We start from the raw sequence: 18,122 nt of genomic DNA, 5'->3' as shown, positions 1-18,122 counted from the left end.
TTAACCAAGCCAAAGGATTGTTATGAAATTTTCCAAGTCGGTACTGGCCAGTGTCATTATCAGCACTTCGTGGATGACCACGGTAAGCTTTGCGGCAGAAGACTTAACCGAAGTGGTTAAAGCGGGCACGCAAATTAACCAATCGGCCACTCAGTCACAACAGCGTATCGATCAATACAATATTGATATTCAAACTAAGCTGCAACAATATAAAGCGGTGAACAAAGAGGTCGCTGGCCTCGATATCTATAACGGCCAGATGCAACGGCAAATTAATAATCAACTGGCGGAATTGGCGCAATTAAAATTATCACAGCAACAGGTTGCGGTGATTGAACGTCAGATCTCGCCATTAATGGCACGCATGATCAGCACTCTTGAACAGTTTGTCGCCCTGGATGTGCCATTTTTGCCAGCAGAGCGCAGCAAGCGCCTTAGCGATTTAACCGAGATGCTTGACCGTGCCGACGTTGCGGTGTCAGAGAAATTCCGTCGCGTGCTAGAAGCGTATCAAGTGGAAACCGACTATGGCCGTACCATTGAAGCTTATACCGGCATGTTAACGGTTGATGGCAGTGAACGTGATGTCGACTTTCTCCGCATTGGTCGGGTAAGCCTGATCTATCAAACCCGCGATGGGGCGAAAATGGGTCTGTGGGATCAACCATCACGCAACTGGGTCACGCTGCCGTCGAGTATGCGCAGTGACATTAACAAAGGGCTGCGTATTGCCCGCAAACAATTGGCACCGGATCTGATTGTTGTACCGTTAAATTCCGCTAAGTAGTAAGGACGTAATAAAAATGAACATGTTAAATATGAAACCAGCAACGCAGCGGTGTATCGCAATGTTAGTGACAAGCATCAGCCAGCCATTGAAAAATTTAGGCTTGCTCTCTATCCTCGGGTTTGTCACTTTTACCATGCACCAGGCCTCTGCTAAAGATGCGGCCAACCTGGATCAACTGCTTAATCAGTTAGCACAAGGTAAAATTACTCAGAGTGCACAAAACCAACAACGCGAAGCCGAGTTTGTGGCGAAAAAATCTGAGCAAAATTCGCTATTGGCGCAAGCTGAAAATGAGCGTAAAACTGCCATAACCTTAAGCACCTCGTTAGAGCAGAATTACCAGGATAATGAAGTCAAACTGGCGAATCAAACCGAGCTGTTAAATAAACGCCTGGGCGAGTTAAAAGAACTATTTGGTGTGCTGCAACAAGTGGCAGGCGATACCAAGAGTAAATTTCAAACTTCAGTCATTTCGGCACAAATCCCTGGTCGTGAAGCATTTTTGGATGAATTTGCGCAATCGATGGGTTCATCAACAAAACTTGCCTCTATCGAAGAAATTGAGCGCGTTTGGTTTGAATTGCAACGAGAAATGACCGAAAGCGGTAAAGTGGTTAAATTTAACCGGGAAGTGGTGCTGGCCAATGGTGAAAAAGTCGCTGCAGACGTTGTCCGTGTCGGTAACTTTAACCTGGTTTCCCGTGGTAAATATTTAGAATACATTTTTGAAACCGGCAGTGTCGCTGAGCTTATCAGGCAACCAACGTCCCGTCATTTAGCAAGTGCGGCGACATTAAGTGCCGCCAATGGCGAGCAAGTATCGTTTTCATTAGACCCAACCGGTGGCTCAATCCTGTCGCTTCTGGTACAAGCGCCAAGCACCCAAGAGCGTATTGATCAAGGTGGCACAGTGGGTTACATCATTTTAGCCATAGGCGCGGTAGGTTTACTCATCGCCCTGGAGCGCTTTGTTACCTTGTTTTTAATCGGCACGAAAGTGAAGCGCCAACAGAAAACTGATGAGGCGAAACGTGATAATCCATTAGGTAAGGTGATGTTAGTACAACAAAACAACCCCGATGCCGACGTCGACACCTTAGAGCTGAAATTAGCAGAAGCCATTTTGGCGGAGTTACCGAAATTAACCAGTAAGTTAACCTTGATTAAAATCATCTCAGTAGTGGCGCCGCTGATCGGGTTATTAGGTACGGTGACCGGGATGATAAATACCTTCCAGGCGATCACCTTGTTTGGTACCGGTGACCCTAAGTTGATGGCCGGTGGCATATCGCAAGCATTGGTGACCACCGTTCTTGGTCTGGTGGTGGCAATACCTATGGTGTTTTTATTCACCTGGTTAAATACCCGCAGTCGCAACATCATCAGCGTATTACAACAACAAAGTGCCGGCATCATGGCTGAACGCTCGGAAAAAGAGGCATAAACCATGCTGTTTTTCCTCGAAATGATCAACGATATCCGCGAATTTATCGAGACTGGCGGACAAGTTCTCAACGTTATCGCCATTGTCGTTTGTTTTATGTGGTTGCTGATTTTTGAACGCTTTATGTTTTTCTTTGTAACCTTTAAAACCCTAAGAGCAAACATGTTGAGCCGTTGGCAGGCACGCCAACAGCAAACGGGCTTTAAGCAGAGTGACAAAGTACGACGCTGGAATAGTGAAGCGATACGACAAGCGATGATTTCTCGTGGCAGTGTCGGCTTGCATCAAAATTTAGCGCTTATTCAGGCATTGGTGGTGCTATGTCCGTTGCTTGGTTTGTTAGGCACGGTAACTGGCATGATAGAAGTGTTTGACGTGATGGCCATTTCCGGCAATGGCAATGCCCGGTCAATGGCATCGGGGGTATCAAAAGCCACCATTCCTACCATGGCGGGTATGGTGGCATCGTTATCGGGAGTATTCGCGGCAACGTTTTTGCAACGCCGGGCCAAACGCGAAACCCAAGTGTTAGCAGACGCCATGACGATGAGCCATTGCAACTCTGTCCGCTAAAGTATCCAAGGAAATATTATGAGAAACCAATTAACGAAAGTGTTACAAGAGCAAGACGAAGCTGAAGAAATCAACATGACGCCGATGCTGGACGTTGTTTTTATTTTATTGATTTTCTTTATTGTCACCGCATCATTTGTCAAAGAATCAGGCATTGAAGTGAACCGTCCAGAGGCGGCAACGGCAGTGAAAAAAGAACGCGCTAATATTTTGGTGGCAATCAGCGATAAGGGCGATATTTGGATCAATAAGCGGCGCATCGATGTACGCGCGGTACAAGCCAATATTGAACGGTTAAAAGCGGAGAATCCACAGGGTACCGTGGTCATTCAGGCCGACAAAAAATCGACCACCGAGGTGCTGATCAAAGTCATGGATTCGGCTCGTGCGGCTGGGGTGTTTGATGTCTCTATCGCCGCACAAGAAGCCTAAAGGGCAGGGAGGATTGATGAGATATGTCATTTCATTTGGCCTGGCAATAGCGATTACCTTTTTGCTGTTGTGGGGCATGCAAACCTTGATCTCAGCTGGTAACGATGCCATGAGTGAACCACCACGCGGTCGGGTGCTTGATTTTATTCGCTTAAAGCAAGACCAAGCGATAGTGAAAAAAGACAGGAAGCCTTTGAGGCCACAAAAGCCGAAGACGCCACCGCCACAAAATATGCAACCGCAAATTGCGAAAGCAAATCCTAATGCTAAGGCTAACAGCAGCAGTTTTGCCGCGGATATTCAAGCCGATGTGTCTTTAGGCAATGGTTTAAGTCTTGGCAGCAGTGACGGTGAGTATTTACCGATTGTTAAGGTTGCCCCTATTTATCCACGTCGAGCGCAATCACGCGGGATCCAGGGCTACGTTATCGTTGAATTTACGGTAACGACTAATGGCTCGGTGCGCGATCCTGTGGTGCTAACGGCAGTGCCGGAGAATATTTTTGATCGCGCGGCAATGGCTGCGGCGTTGAAATTTAAGTACAAGCCCAGAGTTATTGATGGCGTGCCACAAGAAGTGGCCGGCGTACAGAATAAAATCACATTCCAGATTGATGGTTAGGAGCGCGTCATGAGCGAAAAAATGAGCAAAAAAATGAGTGAAAAAACGACACCAAGACGCAACAGCGTAGTGACTAAAGTGCTGGTATTACCTGGCGTAGCGTTAACGTTACTGTTTGCCTCGAATAATATCTTTACTGGCAATTCGTCACTGTTTAACCGTGCTATCAGTGCCGAGCCGGTTACGCAAAAAACCAAAAAAGTGCCAGCGATGCGTGAGCGGGTATATAGCCAATTAGCCCGGGCACAAAAAACTGCGGATGACGGTGACATCAAAGCTGGCCTTGCCATTTTAGATGAAGTGAAAGACCGGCTAACAAGTTTAAACAGTTACGAACGCGCGATGTTATTCAACTTTTACGCTTTCATCCATTATGGCAACGATAATGTCGTTGCCGCAATCGACAATTTTGAACTGGTGGTAAAAGAACAAACAGGGATCAGTGATGCGCTTTATATCTCTACCCAGTTTTCATTGGCGCAGTTATTTATGCAACAACAAGACTATAAAAGATCTGAGCAAGCGTTGCTTGCCTGGCAATCGGCTAACAACAAGGCATTAACCGCCGACCAATACGTGTTATTTGCGCAAGTATATTATCAGCAGCAAGATTTTATTAACTCGTTAATGGCAATCGATAATGCCATTAGAGAGCAACACAAAAATGGCAAAGTCGCAAAAGAAAACTGGCTTATTTTAAAGCGCGCCGCTCATTATGAGTTGCAACAACCCGAACTGGTGACGGCAGTACTCGAAGATATGGTGCGTTTATTCAATAAACCGCAATATTGGTTACAATTATCGGCGATGTATGGCGAAATTGGCGAAGAAGCGAAGCAGTTAGCGGTGATGGAAGCTGCTTTTCAGGCCGGCTTTGTTGAACAGCAAGACGATATCATGACCCTGGCACAATTGTATATTTATCATCAATTGCCTTACAAGAGCGCGGTGTTAATGCAGCAAGCAATGGATGTGGGCAGGTTAACGGTAAACGAACGTCGCCTTGAATTACTTGCCCAGGCCTATATGCTGGCCAAAGAAGAACACAAAGCGTTACCGGTGTTGCAGCAGGCATCACAAATTAGTGAGTCAGGTAAGTTTGATGCGCAATTGGCGCAACTATACGTCAATTTAGAAATGTGGCAAAAAGCCATAGTATCGGCAGAGCAGGCAATAGCGCGAGGCAATATCGACAACCCGGGAGATATGCATTTAGCGCAGGGGATGAGCTACTTTAATTTGCAACAATTTGAGCAATCACTGATCGCTTTCGAACATGCACAATCCATTGATGAATCGGCAAACATGGCCAAACAATGGCGCAGTTATGTGCAGCGTGAGCAAGGTTATCAGCTGCAGCTGGTGCAGTTAACCGACAGTGAATAAATATTGAAAGAATAATATAGCGAGTTGATTAAATATTTTCCAAAAAAGCCGGTAAACACATAATACTTGTTTACCGGCTTTATTAATTTTTTGCTTAGTTAATGTAAATTAACAGTGCGAGTTACCAAATCTTTACTCGTTGTTCCGGAGCAAGATAAAGCTTCCCATCGGTTGCTACATCAAATGCGCTGTAAAATTCAGGCACATTGCGCACCGTACCATTGACTCTAAATTTCGCTGGTGAATGGGGGTTGGTGCCAACCAATTGACGTAGCATCTCTTCACGAAATACGCCACGCCAAACTTGACCAAAGCCGATTAATACCCTTTGCTCGCCAGTAAAACCATCAAGCACGGGCGCTTCTTTGCCTTGTAATGACAATTTATAGGCCTTCATGCCGATACTCAGGCCGCCTAAATCACCGATATTTTCGCCAAGAGTGAAAGTACCATTTACGTTTAAATCCGGAAAAACTTTAAAAGCATCGTATTGGGCTACCAGGGCGTTGGTACGGTTTTTAAACTCGGCTTTGTCTTTGTCGGTCCACCAGTTGCGTAATACCCCGTCACCGTCAAAGGTAGAGCCGGCATCGTCAAAACCATGGCCAATTTCATGGCCGATAACTGCACCAATGGCACCATAATTCACCGCATCTTCGGCATTCATGTCAAAAAATGGCGGTTGTAAAATGCCTGCCGGAAAGACAATTTCATTCAGTGGCGGATTGTAATAAGCGTTAATGGTTTGCGGATTCATGCCCCATTCGGTTTTGTCTACAGGACCTTTTTGGCGATCAAGGTTTTGCTGATAAACCACCAATGCCGCACGTTCGATATTACCGAAGTAATCATCGGCGTTGATCTCTAACTTGGAGTAATCTTTCCATGTATCCGGGTAACCAATTTTCGGGGTAAATTTAGACAGTTTATCTAAGGCTTGCAGTTTGGTTTCTGCTGTCATCCAATCAAGCTGCTTGATGCTTTGCTCATAGGCTTTAAATAAATTATTCACCATGGTTAACATCCGGGCTTTTGCTGCCGGTGGGAAATGACGTTTTACATACACTTTGCCAATGACTTCACCTAAGGTCGCATTAACCACACCCACGCCACGACGCCACATCGGTTGTTGCTCTTTTGCGCCCCATAAGGTCTTGGTCTTAAAATCAAAGTTCTCTTGATCTATTGCTGCGGTTAAACGAGCGCCATTAGCGCTTAAAGCTTGCCATTTTAAATACACTTTCCAACTGTCCAATGGCGTGTTCTTGATCACATTGTTTAAGTTTTTCATGTAATCAAGCTGGGTGATGACAAGGCCATCAATGTCGTTAACGCCGGCGGTCGTTAAGAAACGATGCCAGTCAAAATCTGCCATGATGCTGGTTAGCTCACTGAGTGGAATTTTGTTGTATAGCGCCACCATGTCACGAGTTTTTTCTTTTTCAAGGTGATACCCAGCAAGAGCTGTTTCGATAGCAAGAATGGTGTCTGCCGATTTTTTGCCTTCGTTCAATCCGGCGAGTTTAAACATTTTTTCAATGTGGCTGCGGTATTTGGCGCGAATGCTTAGCGATTTTTCATCGTCTTTGAAGTAGTACTCTTTGTCGGGTAAGCCTAAACCTGCTTGCCAGGTGTAGATCATATACGTGCTGGGATTTTTTAAATCCACGTATTGGCCTAAGGCAAATGGTGGGTTGTAGCCACGCTTATTGGCTTCGGCGAAATAGACCGCAAGTTCAGAATAGTCGCTGATGCCGCTGATCGCAGAGAATTCAAAATCCAGTGGTGTTACCCCTAAGGCATTGCGTTTTTCCATGTCTAAATAGGAATTATATAAATCACCAACTTTTTGCTCGTTGCTGCCTTTAGCAAAGGTTCCGGTAGAAGATTCTTCGATGATTTTTTTGACATTATCTTGTGAGGCGTCTCTAAGTTGCACCCAAACACCAGCACTGGTTTTGTCATCGGCGATGGTGGCGGTAGACATCCATTTACCGTTAACGAATTGGTTAAAATCGTCACCCGGGTTAACACTGGTGTCCATGTTGGCGAGGATCACCCCGGAGTTTTGTTGAGTTTGTTTGACCGCTAAAGTTTCGCTGCTTTGCTCGCTACTTGACTCACCATTAGAACAAGCACAAAGGCCCATTACCAATAGTGATGGTATGAATATTTTTTTCATTGAATTGTCCTGGAATGTTGTTGCACCCGAAAGTACTAATTATTATTTTATTTTGTAACCTATCCAATATAGCGGAAAATTCATTGATATCCAGTCGAAGATATATTTCATTACAATTTTGTTGCCGCTTAGGTAATATTACGATAATGCCAACAACTGTGAGCAAGGCCATGACGCAACTCCCCACTTTAATCGATTCAACTTTTCACCTTGAAAATAACATTATTACCTTAACCTTCAATCGTCACGACGTAAGAAACGCCTTAACCGGTACCCAAATTGCGGATGACATTGTTAACACCATAGACTGGATTAATAAACATAAAGACGTTGCGGTGTTAATTATCACTGCCGCAGGCTCGGCGTTTTCCTCTGGTGGCAATATTAAAGATATGGCAAGTAGAACAGGGGACTTTGCCGGAGATGTTAATGAATTAGAAAGTCGCTACCGCAAGGGCATTCAACGCATCCCGTTAGCGATACAAAAATGTGAAGTACCGGTGATTGCCGCAATTAACGGCCCGGCAATTGGTGCCGGCTTTGATGTCTGCAATATGTGCGATTTACGCATTGCCTCTAGCAAGGCCAAATTTGGTGAAACCTTCGTTAATTTAGGCATTATTCCCGGCGATGGTGGTGCCTGGTTTATGCAACGCATAATTGGCTATCAAAAAGCGGCCGAACTAACCTTTACCGGCAGAGTGATTGATGCCAATGAGGCGAAAGAACTCGGCTTATTGTTAGATGTGGTCGAGCCGGAGGAATTAATGAACCGGGCAAATCAGCTGGCGCAAGAAATTGCCAGCAAACCGACAGCGTCATTGCGCTTAACCAAACGATTAATGAAAATGGCACAACGCACAGAGCTGCCCGATTTCTTAGATATTTGTGCGGTAATGCAGGGCATGTGTCATAACAACCCCGAGCATTTGGATGCGGTAAATGTAATGCTGGAGAAACTGGCAAAATAAAAAATGATAAGGAGCCAACGGCTCCTTATCTTTTTAGGGTACAAGGTACGGGGTACAGGATACGTGCAGCTTGCGGGAAATGAGAGATAAATTACTCGTCTCCAATAAACTAAACGCGAAAACAATATCGATATTGCTTGTACCCTGTACCTTGTATCTCGTACCTTACTTCGCAATACGCTTGTACTTAATACGATGTGGCTCAATCGCCGCTGGCCCTAACGTTTTCTTCAACCACTGTTCGTAATCGGTAAAATTACCTTCATAGAAATTCACTTGCCCTTCATCACGGTAATCGATGATATGGGTGGCAATTCTATCTAAGAACCAACGGTCATGAGAGATAACCATGGCACAACCCGGGAACTCTAAGATGGCTTCTTCAAGCGCACGTAGCGTTTCAATATCCAGGTCGTTGGTTGGTTCATCGAGAAGCAATACGTTACCACCAGTTTTCACTAGCTTGGCCAAATGCACACGGTTACGCTCACCACCCGATAATTGGCCAATGACTTTTTGTTGATCGATACCCTTGAAATTAAAACGACTAACGTAAGCACGCGCCGGAATTTCATAAGTACCAATTTGAATGATTTCGTTACCTTCAGATATTTCCTGATAAACCGTTTTACTCTCATCCATGTCGTCACGAAATTGATCAACGGATGCCAGTTGCACGGTATCACCCACGGTCACTGAACCTGAATCTGGTGTTTCGGCGGCTGAGAGCATTTTAAATAATGTCGATTTACCGGCGCCGTTTGGCCCGATAATGCCAACAATGGCACCTTTGGGAATTGAAAAACTTAAATCATCAATCAACACTCGGTCGCCATAAGATTTCGTTAGGTTTTCAACATCGATAACTTTATCGCCAAGGCGCGGCCCGGGTGGGATGTATAACTCATTAGTCTCATTACGTTTTTGATTTTCATTACTTGATAATTCTTCAAAGCGCGCCATCCGTGCTTTTGATTTGGCCTGACGGCCTTTCGGATTTGAACGAACCCAGTCAAGCTCATGCTTAATGGTTTTTGCCAGGGCATTTTCGGTACGTTTTTCTTGTTCAAGTCGAGCATCTTTTTGCTCAAGCCAATTGGTATAGTTACCTTCATATGGAATACCATGGCCACGGTCTAATTCTAAGATCCAGCCGGCAACATTATCAAGGAAGTACCTATCATGGGTAATTGCCACAACAGTACCCGAGTAGTCATGTAAGAAACGCTCTAACCAGGCTACCGATTCGGCATCCAAATGGTTAGTTGGTTCATCGAGTAATAACATGTCGGGTTTTTCAAGTAATAAACGACATAACGCAACGCGGCGACGTTCACCACCCGATAGTACTTTAATTTGTTGATCCCATTCCGGTAAACGCAGCGCATCGGCAGCACGTTCAAGCACATTGTCAATGTTATGACCGTCTTGGGTTTCGATAATCGCCTCTAATTCGCCTTGCTCTTTCGCCAGCGCATCAAAATCGGCACCTTCTTCGGCGTATTCCATGTACACCGCATCTAAACGGGCAAGGGCGTTTTTTACTTCACTCACCGCTTGTTCAACACATTCGCGTACGGTGGCTTCTTCATCGAGCTTTGGCTCTTGTTCTAAATACCCAATTTTAGTGCCGGCAAGGGCTTTGGCTTCACCTTCAAATTCGGTATCGACACCGGCCATAATGCGCAGCAACGTTGATTTACCGGAACCGTTTAAACCCAAAACACCAATTTTGGCGCCAGGGAAGAAGGATAATGAGATGTCTTTTAAAATGGTACGCTTTGGTGGAACCACTTTCGATACGCGGTTCATCGAGTAGATAAATTTGTCTGGCAATGCCATGGGGAAGCCTTTTTTATTTTAAGGAATAATTAATTGTGGTTATTTTAAGTTAATAGGCGTGGAAAGCAAATTCTTATCTATTACTTAGCCATTTGTTTCATCGATGACATCTTGTTTTCTGCGTAAATGCTTTTCAGGTGACATGCTCGCAGATAAAACACCGACGATAACAATGTCTTTATTTCGTCGTAGATAATAAATAACATGCTCATTTAAAGGAAATTTAAATGCATTTGGGGAGATTTCATCTATTGTGATGCCAATATCAGGATTATTAGCTAAATTTTGAAATTTTTGTAAGAGATATTGCTTATAGATTTGCCACTGAGCATCACCCCAGTTTTTAATAGTGTAACTTCTAATTTGAGCAATGTCTGATCTAGCATGTTTTTTTAGGTAAAATTTAGTGTTGCCATTACTATTGCTCATTAATCATATTTGCCAGAATCAATTTCATCAAAAAAATCTCCACCTTCAACTAAATCATCTGGGTCTATGTTAGCAAACCGAGATTTAACGATTTCCATTTTTAATGCTTCTATTTTTTTATACTCTTTTGAAGAAATAACCACAGCAACTGATGTACCATTTTTAACTATTTCAACTGGCTCTGATTGTACGTTAATCAACATATTACCAAACTTAGTTTTTGCTTCGTTAGCTGTTAGAGATTTCATAATAGGCTCCTGAAAAACAATATTTACCAGTGTAGTCGAATCGTTCGATTTGTTCAATGTGATGTTTTATCCAAAATATAAAATATAAAATATAAAATATAAAATATTTTAAGCATTTACTTGTTGAGCCACTGATATGTTAACGTTTGCCGGTAAAAACAATCATTTCGCTATGTTCTGACCACAGTGGGTATTTGGCCATCACCTTGGTAAACATTGGGCTTTGCAAGTATCGATTTAACCATCGCTTTACATTGGGGTAGGGAGATTGTAGATACCATTGGCGCTCAATTTTGGCAAATTGTCGAATAAAAGGCAGCAGCGCGATATCGGCTAAGCTTTCTTTTTCATCAATAATATAAGCATGTTCGGTTAAGCGTTGCTCCAGGTCTTTTATATACACTTCGCAGGCCTGTCGGCACTCAGTCAGGTTGCTTTCGTGATAGCGTTTGGCGCATTTATATTGTTCTAAACAGGTTTTGAATGGCTCGTCAAATTGCTCAATTAAAGTCAGTATTTCTGCACAGCCGCTATGGAGCAAGTCATCTGGATCACTTTCATTAAGTGCCCACAACATCACCTCTAAACTTTCATCAATCACCTGCTCTGATGCTAATACCAAAATAGGCACTGTGCCTTTCGGGGACGCAGTGAGCATTTGCTGCGGCTTATTGTTCAAAACCACATCGCGTAATTCAATGGGTTGTTTTGATTTGTATATTGCTAACCGGGCCCGCATGGCAAAGGGGCAATTTCTTAAAGAATATAATACGGGTAATGTCATCTGAGCTTCTTGTTTATGAAAAATTGCGAGTATAAATTGCTGCTATAAATAGTTTAGGCAATTTGCTCTGTGTTTTCATTGCTTTACTGTAAATAAGCAATACGGAATAAGTTTTTCGCGAAATAAGCGTACTTTAGCGGTATTCAGCAGAGAAATATACGGGTAAAATCCCCGCATTAAAATAAACGCCCACTACTATTAGCAAAGTTATTGGCTAAATTACTGACCATAAGTTGTATAAATGAATCCTAAAATTGAATTATTAGCGCCAGGTGGCGATGTTGACGCCATTAAAGCCGCCATTATTGCCGGTGCCGATGCGGTATACTGTGGTTTAGATACCTTTAATGCCCGTAACCGTGCATCTAATATTTCTTTTGAGCAACTGCTCGGCATCATTCGTTTAGCCCATCAGTATCAATGCCAAATCTTCTTAACCCTCAATATTGTGATCTTAGAGCGCGAATTTAAGTCACTGGCCAAATTATTAAACAGGCTGGTGAACACCTCGCTAGACGGGGTGATAGTGCAAGATATTGGCATGTTTTATATTCTCAAAAAGCATTTTCCAAGCTTAGATATTCACGCCTCAACGCAGATGACCACCCATAATGTTGGTCAAATACCCTTCTTAAAAAAATTAGGGGCGTCACGGGTTAACTTATCGAGAGAATTAAATTTACGTGAAATTACCACCATGGCCAGCGCGGGTCGTGAGCACAATGTATTAACCGAGGTGTTTGTTCATGGCTCGCTTTGCGTGGCATTTTCAGGGCTATGTTATTCAACCTCTGCCAGTGTTGGTAATTCAGGCAACCGCGGTCGTTGCAGCCAGGCTTGTCGTGAAGAATACGAAACCACACCATCAGGCAATAATTTTCCATTAAACATCAAAGACAACTCGGCGTTTTTTGATTTACCGGCGTTAATCGATGCGGGCGTACATTCATTCAAAATTGAAGGTCGTATTAAGGGCGCAAGTTATGTGCATACCGTGGTGGACAGTTTCCGTAAACAAATTGATGGTTTAGTTAACACCGGTGAGTTAACACAAGACGGTGAACGTCTGTATAAAGTGTTTAATCGTGATTTAACCAATGCCTTTTTACGCGGCGATTTAAATCAGTCGATGTTTATTGAAAATCCACGTGATAATTCAAAAGAGCATGCAATTAAAAACTATGCCAATGACGCCAGCAATGCGATTTCAGTGGTACAAATTCAACAAGTAGAACAAAGCCTTAATAAAGAAAAAGATCAAATAAGCGCCACGGTTTTCGACAAAATAAAGTACCTTAACATTGATAAGTTATTACTAAGCTTAGTGTTCTCTGGCGAAGCAGGGCAACCCTTAACGGTTACCGTCACTACTGAGCCAGGCACTGCACTTAGTTTGTCTGAACAGCGCAACAAAAATACTTTTATTGTCAGCTCAGAGCAGCTGTTAAGACCAAGCGAGCAAGCCGGTATTGATAAAGCGGCGATTGAAAAGCGTTTTAAAAGTTTAGGCAACGCGGAGTTTGATTTAACAACATTGAACATTGACGACTTGGCCAGCAACGTAAGCATTCCATTTAAAGCGCTTACGGGGTTGAAAAACGAAGTTGCGTCAAGACTAAATAATCAACAAGTAATCGCTGAAGTTACCCTGCCCAAACTTGAGCGATGCGCAAAAGCTGGCACCTCAACAGCGATAACAGCAGCTGATCAACAAGAAAAACGGGCGAAGCTCTCGATCCTCATTTGTGATCAAGCCGACTTAGCCTTAGCCGAAGTGACCGATGCCGATATTTACTTTAAATTGCCAGACGCCTATAAACGCGGTTGCAGCAAGTACGTGGCTTTTTTCCAAGAAAACCCACGCTTAATCCCTTGGTTTCCGGCAGTGTTAATCGGCAAAGATTACGATGTGGCGCTAAATATTTTAGAGCAAGTGAAACCTGAACTTATCGTGACTAATAACACCGGCATCGCCTATCGCGCTTATCAACTGGGGATTAAATGGATTGCCGGTCCATTTTTAAATACCACCAATTCTTATGCGCTATTGGCGATGCAAGAAGAGTTTAATTGTAGTGGTGCGTTTATTTCGAACGAAATTAATAACCAGCAAATTAAAACCATTGCCCGTCCGAACAATTTTAAACTGCTGTATAGCATTTATCATCCTATTTTATTGATGGCCAGCAGGCAGTGTTTTTTCCAGCAAAGTGTTGGCTGTGAAAAACCAAGAATCGATAATGGCTGTATGTTGTCTTGCGATAAATCGACCAGTATCACCAACCTTAAAGGGGCGTCATTTGCCATTGACAAACAAAAGGCCGGTTACCCCAGTATTTATAATCAAGATCAGTTTTTAAATACTGAGATCATTGATGATCTTGCCTCACTTTTTGACGGTTTTATGATTGACCTGACGAACATCGGCGCCGGTGATAAAGAATTGCCTGACAAACCACAACTCATTAAACTATTTGAGCAACTGCTTAGCGGCGGCTCAAATCGCAATTCAAGCGATGACTCAACGGTTAAAGAAACCCTAAATACTATGGTGCCAGAGTCAACCAGTATTCAGTATTTTAACGGGTTGTAGCTATTTAATTTTGTCGGCTGATATTTTGCGTTATAAGCCAAGTGTTAGCTGGCGACTCGCCCATTTGTTCGAGGTAGTCTTTTACCAAGTCGATAAAAATTTGGGTGCGTTTGGGCAGAGACTTTCGTTTTGGATAGAGAATCTTTGGCCGGTGGCGGCAGCTTTACCCGGACGTTAAAAGCCGAAAACGGCAACTGGGCAGCTGCCGCCAGAAGGTTATCAACCGACAGGGCAAACCTGAACCGTATTGCCAAAAGGTTGGACATTAAGATAATCAAGAGCGTTGTTGATTAGCACGAACACTGGTGGATTCTCGTTTCACCAGTCTGGGAATGTGTTTTAAGTTTTCATCCATGTTAGTTGGAGAAGTTTTATTGGCTAATTCAACTGCCAAGTTTGCCGCCTGTCTTGCCATTTCTTCAATCGGGTAATTGAGCGTGGTAAGTTTTGGTCGGGAATAGCGCGACAGCAAAACATCATCAAAACCAATCACTGAAATATCGGTCGGTACTCGAAAACCATTATCTTCAAGGGTCGAGATGGCACCGATGGCCATCGCGTCATTGTAAACAAAAAGGGCAGAAAACTTTTTACCACTAGCCAACAACTTTTGCGTGGTAATTTCACCCCCTTGTAAGTTCGGCTCGCCATATTCAATCAAAGTAGGTTCAATCTCAAAGTCTGCTGCATTTAATTCATTTTGAAAGCCTTGCAGTCTCAGGCTGGGATCATCAATTTTGTATTTACTGGAAATGCAGGCAAAGTTTTTATGTTGTAACGCCAGCAGGTGGCGTGCCGCTATTTTTCCACCTTCCAGGTTATCCAGCCATACACAGCGATGGGCAATTTGCTTAATGTATCTATCAATGAGAACCAACCCCGATACTTTTTCGGTTAACGCTATCAGTTCATCGGCAGACAGTTTTTTACTGTGGATCACCATTACATCGCAGCGTTGCTCAATCAGTAAGTTAATCGCCTGTCGCTCCGATTCGGCACTGACTTGGCCGGTACTTAATAGCAATTGCATGTTTTGTTGACGCGCAACTTGCTCGACGCCATTGGCCAGTGAAGCAAAAAACGGATCGGTTAAGTCGGGGATCACCACCCCGATGGTGGTGCTCTTTTGGGTCACCAAAGCACGGGCATTGGCATTTGGCGTGTAGCCTAAGTCATTCATGACTTTGGTCACTTTATCTATGGTTTTTTGACTGACTTTCGGACCGTTGTTTACCACGCGTGACACGGAAGCGACTGAAACACCGGCGATACGAGCGACATCTTTGATGGTTGCCATAAGGGTAAATGTTTACATTTTTTAGTGGGTTAATGGTTGAAGTTAATATACCTTAGTTAGCTGGCGTTGTGCAAGTCCACGTGTTTAAGGGAATTAATGGTTGCATCTTAAAGTGTAAACGTTTACCCTTTGGTGCAGTGATTTACTAAAGATAGCTAAAAATTATGACGATTGAACTCGAAAATATTGAAAATAACCGCGCTGTTGAATTTGATCCGACGGAGCATCCGCATCGCCGCTACAACCCTTTGATTGATGAATGGGTGCTGGTTTCTCCGCACCGGGCGAAGCGTCCCTGGCAGGGGCAGGTGGAAAAGCTGGATGAAGAACAAAAGCCTGCGTTTGATGAAAAATGTTTTCTCTGTGCCGGTAATACCCGAATCAATGGTGAAGTCAATGCCGATTATAAAGACACCTTTGTCTTTACCAATGACTTTGCCGCGATAAAACAAGATACGCCAATGGTTGCAAGTGATGATCCGTTATTTAAAATGGCGACGGAGCAGGGCGAGAGTCGGGTGATCTGTTTTTCCCCTGATCACAGCAAAACCTTGCCGCAGTTATCAATAAACGAAATCTCCAAAGTGGTAGATACCTGGCAAAGTCAGTGTGAACAGTTGGGCAAAACTTACGCCTGGGTGCAGGTATTTGAAAACAAAGGCAGCATCATGGGCTGTTCTAATCCGCATCCGCATGGGCAAATTTGGGCACAGCAGCAATTACCTACCTTAGTGATGAAAAAGCATAAGGCACAACAGGCCTACTTTCAGCAATATGGCAGTAATTTATTGCAAGATTACGTTAGCAAAGAGGTTAACAACGAAGAGCGAGTTGTGGTCATCAATGACGATTGGCTGGTTGTCGTTCCGTATTGGGCCGCCTGGCCGTTTGAAACTTTACTGCTACCACGTTTTGCTGTGTCGCGCATTACCGAGTTAAATGCACAACAAAAGCTCTCTTTAGCGGACATACTCAAACAAATCACCATCAAGTATGACAATTTATTCAATTGTTCTTTTCCATATTCTATGGGCTGGCATGGCGCCCCATTTGATGGCGAAGTTCACGACGCCTGGACCTTGCACGCCAGTTTCTTCCCGCCGTTACTGCGCAGCGCTACGGTACGCAAATTTATGGTGGGTTATGAAATGATGGCGGAAGCGCAACGAGATCTAACCGCCGAACAAGCCGCCGAACGATTACGTAATTTATCTGATATCCATTATAAGGAGCAAAACTAATGACTCATCAATGCTCAGAGAAACAAAGTTCAGAACAACTAGGCTCTGAACAACAAGGCTTGGCGCAACAAGACCTTGTTAAAAGCTTATTTGTACAACAATTTGCAAGCGCTGCCGAATTAGTTTGTCATGCCCCTGGCCGAGTGAATTTAATTGGCGATCATACCGATTATAATGATGGCTTCGTCTTTCCAGCGGCGATAAACTTCGGCACTACCATTGCGGCAGCAAAGCGCGAAGACGCCGTGGTAAACGTGTATGCTCATGATTGTGACCAACAAAGCAATGAATTTAACTTGAGTGAAGTAGCGTTTGATTCACAAATGATGTGGAGTAATTATGTCAAAGGCACATTGCTGGCATTAATGAAAACATACCCTGAAATCAAAGGCGCCAACCTTGTCGTAACCGGCAACGTACCACAGGGCGCAGGGTTAAGCTCTTCCGCCAGTTTTGAAATTGCCATTTTGAAAACCTTTGCTGAGCTTTATCAATTAGACTTAGATGGCATCAAGGCCGCTCTCATGGGGCAGAAAGCGGAAAATAATTTTGTTGGTTGTAATTGTGGCATCATGGATCAACTGATTTCCGCCATGGGCCAGAAAAACCACGCGATGTTGCTAGATTGCAAAGACTTGTCGTTTGAAGATGCACCGATACCTAGCAACTTAGCGCTGTTCATCGTCAATTCAAACGTAAAACGCGGCCTGGTCGATAGTGAATACAACTTGAGACGCGAGCAATGTGAACAAGTTGCCCAGCACTTTGGTAAATCGGCCTTGCGCGAAGTTAGCATAGAGCAGCTTAACGCGGCTAAAGAGCAACTTGAGCCAGTATTGTTCAGGCGTGCCCGCCACGTTATTAGTGAAAATGCTCGAGCAGTTGCTACCTTAACGGCACTAAAAAATAACGATATTGCCAGCATTAGTGTAGCAATGAAGGAGTCTCATAATTCATTGCGTGATGACTTTCAAGTGACGACCAAGGAAATGGATGGTCTGGTCGAGATCATCGACGGGGTTATCGGCAATGCCGGCGGCGTGCGCATGACCGGTGGCGGTTTTGGCGGTTGTGTCGTCGCCTTAGTGCCAAGGGCTATGGTTGAAGAATTAACGGATGTGGTGAATACCGCCTATCCACAACAATTTGGTTTAGAGCCAAGCATTTATTTATGTACCGCCACCCAAGGCGCATTTAGATAACTGATTGAAGCAATCTACTAGCCATTATGAAAACTGGCTAAAATGAACAATTAGCTAATAAAAAAAATTATAACTAAAACGAAAAG

17 protein-coding genes are annotated in these 18,122 nt (G+C 43.8%); 11 read left to right on the top strand and 6 right to left on the bottom strand.

Features of this window, described 5'->3' with window-relative positions; translation table 11 throughout:
- Positions 1–22 precede the first annotated feature (22 nt).
- Genes ND16A_RS06360 through ND16A_RS06385 form a run of 6 tightly spaced genes read left to right on the top strand, consistent with a single transcriptional unit; the run spans position 23 to position 5,247 of the window.
- Positions 23–787: a DUF3450 domain-containing protein gene (locus ND16A_RS06360; protein WP_033078208.1), complete on the top strand. Its 765-nt coding sequence runs from the start codon at positions 23–25 to the stop codon at positions 785–787.
- A gap of 16 nt (positions 788–803) precedes the next feature.
- Positions 804–2,234 (top strand): MotA/TolQ/ExbB proton channel family protein, encoded by a 1,431-nt coding sequence (locus ND16A_RS06365; RefSeq protein WP_443080364.1) that lies wholly within the window; start codon positions 804–806, stop codon positions 2,232–2,234.
- Between the two features lie 3 nt (positions 2,235–2,237).
- On the top strand, positions 2,238–2,807 hold the full coding sequence (locus tag ND16A_RS06370; protein ID WP_033078207.1) for a MotA/TolQ/ExbB proton channel family protein: 570 nt from the start codon (positions 2,238–2,240) through the stop codon (positions 2,805–2,807).
- Positions 2,808–2,825: 18 nt separating this feature from the next.
- The gene (locus ND16A_RS06375; RefSeq protein WP_033078206.1) at positions 2,826–3,239 is read left to right on the top strand and encodes an ExbD/TolR family protein; all 414 of its coding nucleotides are present in this window, start codon (positions 2,826–2,828) and stop codon (positions 3,237–3,239) included.
- A gap of 16 nt (positions 3,240–3,255) precedes the next feature.
- The gene (locus ND16A_RS06380; RefSeq protein WP_033078205.1) at positions 3,256–3,861 is read left to right on the top strand and encodes an energy transducer TonB; all 606 of its coding nucleotides are present in this window, start codon (positions 3,256–3,258) and stop codon (positions 3,859–3,861) included.
- 9 nt (positions 3,862–3,870) lie between these two features.
- Entirely contained in the window at positions 3,871–5,247 is a 1,377-nt protein-coding gene (locus ND16A_RS06385) for a tetratricopeptide repeat protein (protein ID WP_052073167.1), read from the top strand.
- Positions 5,248–5,368: 121 nt separating this feature from the next.
- Here the strand turns inward: ND16A_RS06385 and ND16A_RS06390 are convergent, their stop codons facing one another.
- Positions 5,369–7,429, bottom strand: a complete 2,061-nt coding sequence (locus tag ND16A_RS06390; protein ID WP_033078204.1) for a M13 family metallopeptidase — start codon at positions 7,427–7,429, stop codon at positions 5,369–5,371.
- A gap of 146 nt (positions 7,430–7,575) precedes the next feature.
- Here ND16A_RS06390 and ND16A_RS06395 point away from each other — a divergent pair, with 146 nt between their 5' ends.
- Positions 7,576–8,400 carry an enoyl-CoA hydratase-related protein gene (locus ND16A_RS06395; RefSeq protein ID WP_235282142.1) on the top strand — a complete coding sequence of 275 codons (825 nt, stop codon included), beginning with the start codon at positions 7,576–7,578 and terminating at the stop codon, positions 8,398–8,400.
- Positions 8,401–8,565: 165 nt separating this feature from the next.
- Here ND16A_RS06395 and ettA read toward each other — a convergent pair whose 3' ends face one another.
- The 4 genes from ettA to ND16A_RS06415 all read right to left on the bottom strand — a co-directional run bounded on the left by ettA (position 8,566) and on the right by ND16A_RS06415 (position 11,703).
- Positions 8,566–10,242, bottom strand: a complete 1,677-nt coding sequence (gene ettA / locus ND16A_RS06400; protein WP_033078203.1) for an energy-dependent translational throttle protein EttA — start codon at positions 10,240–10,242, stop codon at positions 8,566–8,568.
- 84 nt (positions 10,243–10,326) lie between these two features.
- On the bottom strand, positions 10,327–10,671 hold the full coding sequence (locus tag ND16A_RS06405) for a type II toxin-antitoxin system RelE/ParE family toxin (RefSeq protein ID WP_033078202.1): 345 nt from the start codon (positions 10,669–10,671) through the stop codon (positions 10,327–10,329).
- The gene (locus ND16A_RS06410; RefSeq protein ID WP_033078201.1) at positions 10,671–10,919 is read right to left on the bottom strand and encodes a type II toxin-antitoxin system prevent-host-death family antitoxin; all 249 of its coding nucleotides are present in this window, start codon (positions 10,917–10,919) and stop codon (positions 10,671–10,673) included. Before ND16A_RS06410 ends, ND16A_RS06405 begins: the two co-directional genes overlap by 1 nt.
- 139 nt (positions 10,920–11,058) lie before the next feature.
- A complete protein-coding gene (locus tag ND16A_RS06415) occupies positions 11,059–11,703 on the bottom strand; it encodes a glutathione S-transferase (protein WP_052073166.1) in 645 nt (214 codons plus the stop codon).
- Positions 11,704–11,944: 241 nt separating this feature from the next.
- On the opposite strand from ND16A_RS06415, the gene ND16A_RS06420 reads away from it, so the two are divergent.
- A complete protein-coding gene (locus ND16A_RS06420) occupies positions 11,945–14,296 on the top strand; it encodes a peptidase U32 family protein (protein WP_033078199.1) in 2,352 nt (783 codons plus the stop codon).
- Between the two features lie 129 nt (positions 14,297–14,425).
- Entirely contained in the window at positions 14,426–14,590 is a 165-nt protein-coding gene (locus tag ND16A_RS21345; RefSeq protein WP_160173524.1) for a hypothetical protein, read from the top strand.
- On the opposite strand, the gene ND16A_RS06425 is transcribed toward ND16A_RS21345, so the two are convergent.
- A complete protein-coding gene (locus tag ND16A_RS06425) occupies positions 14,571–15,593 on the bottom strand; it encodes a LacI family DNA-binding transcriptional regulator (RefSeq protein ID WP_033078198.1) in 1,023 nt (340 codons plus the stop codon). The two genes, ND16A_RS21345 and ND16A_RS06425, sit on opposite strands and share 20 nt — an antisense overlap.
- Before the next feature lie 164 nt (positions 15,594–15,757).
- Between ND16A_RS06425 and ND16A_RS06430 the strand changes: the two genes are divergently transcribed.
- A complete protein-coding gene (locus tag ND16A_RS06430) occupies positions 15,758–16,834 on the top strand; it encodes a UDP-glucose--hexose-1-phosphate uridylyltransferase (RefSeq protein WP_033078197.1) in 1,077 nt (358 codons plus the stop codon).
- On the top strand, positions 16,834–18,036 hold the full coding sequence (galK, locus tag ND16A_RS06435) for a galactokinase (RefSeq protein ID WP_081945610.1): 1,203 nt from the start codon (positions 16,834–16,836) through the stop codon (positions 18,034–18,036). Before ND16A_RS06430 ends, galK begins: the two co-directional genes overlap by 1 nt.
- Positions 18,037–18,122: the final 86 nt, after the last annotated feature.

This window comes from Thalassotalea sp. ND16A, assembly GCF_000764205.1.
Classification (GTDB): Bacteria; Pseudomonadota; Gammaproteobacteria; order Enterobacterales; family Alteromonadaceae; genus Thalassotalea_A.
This window is presented reverse-complemented; position numbering and strand designations above follow the sequence as displayed.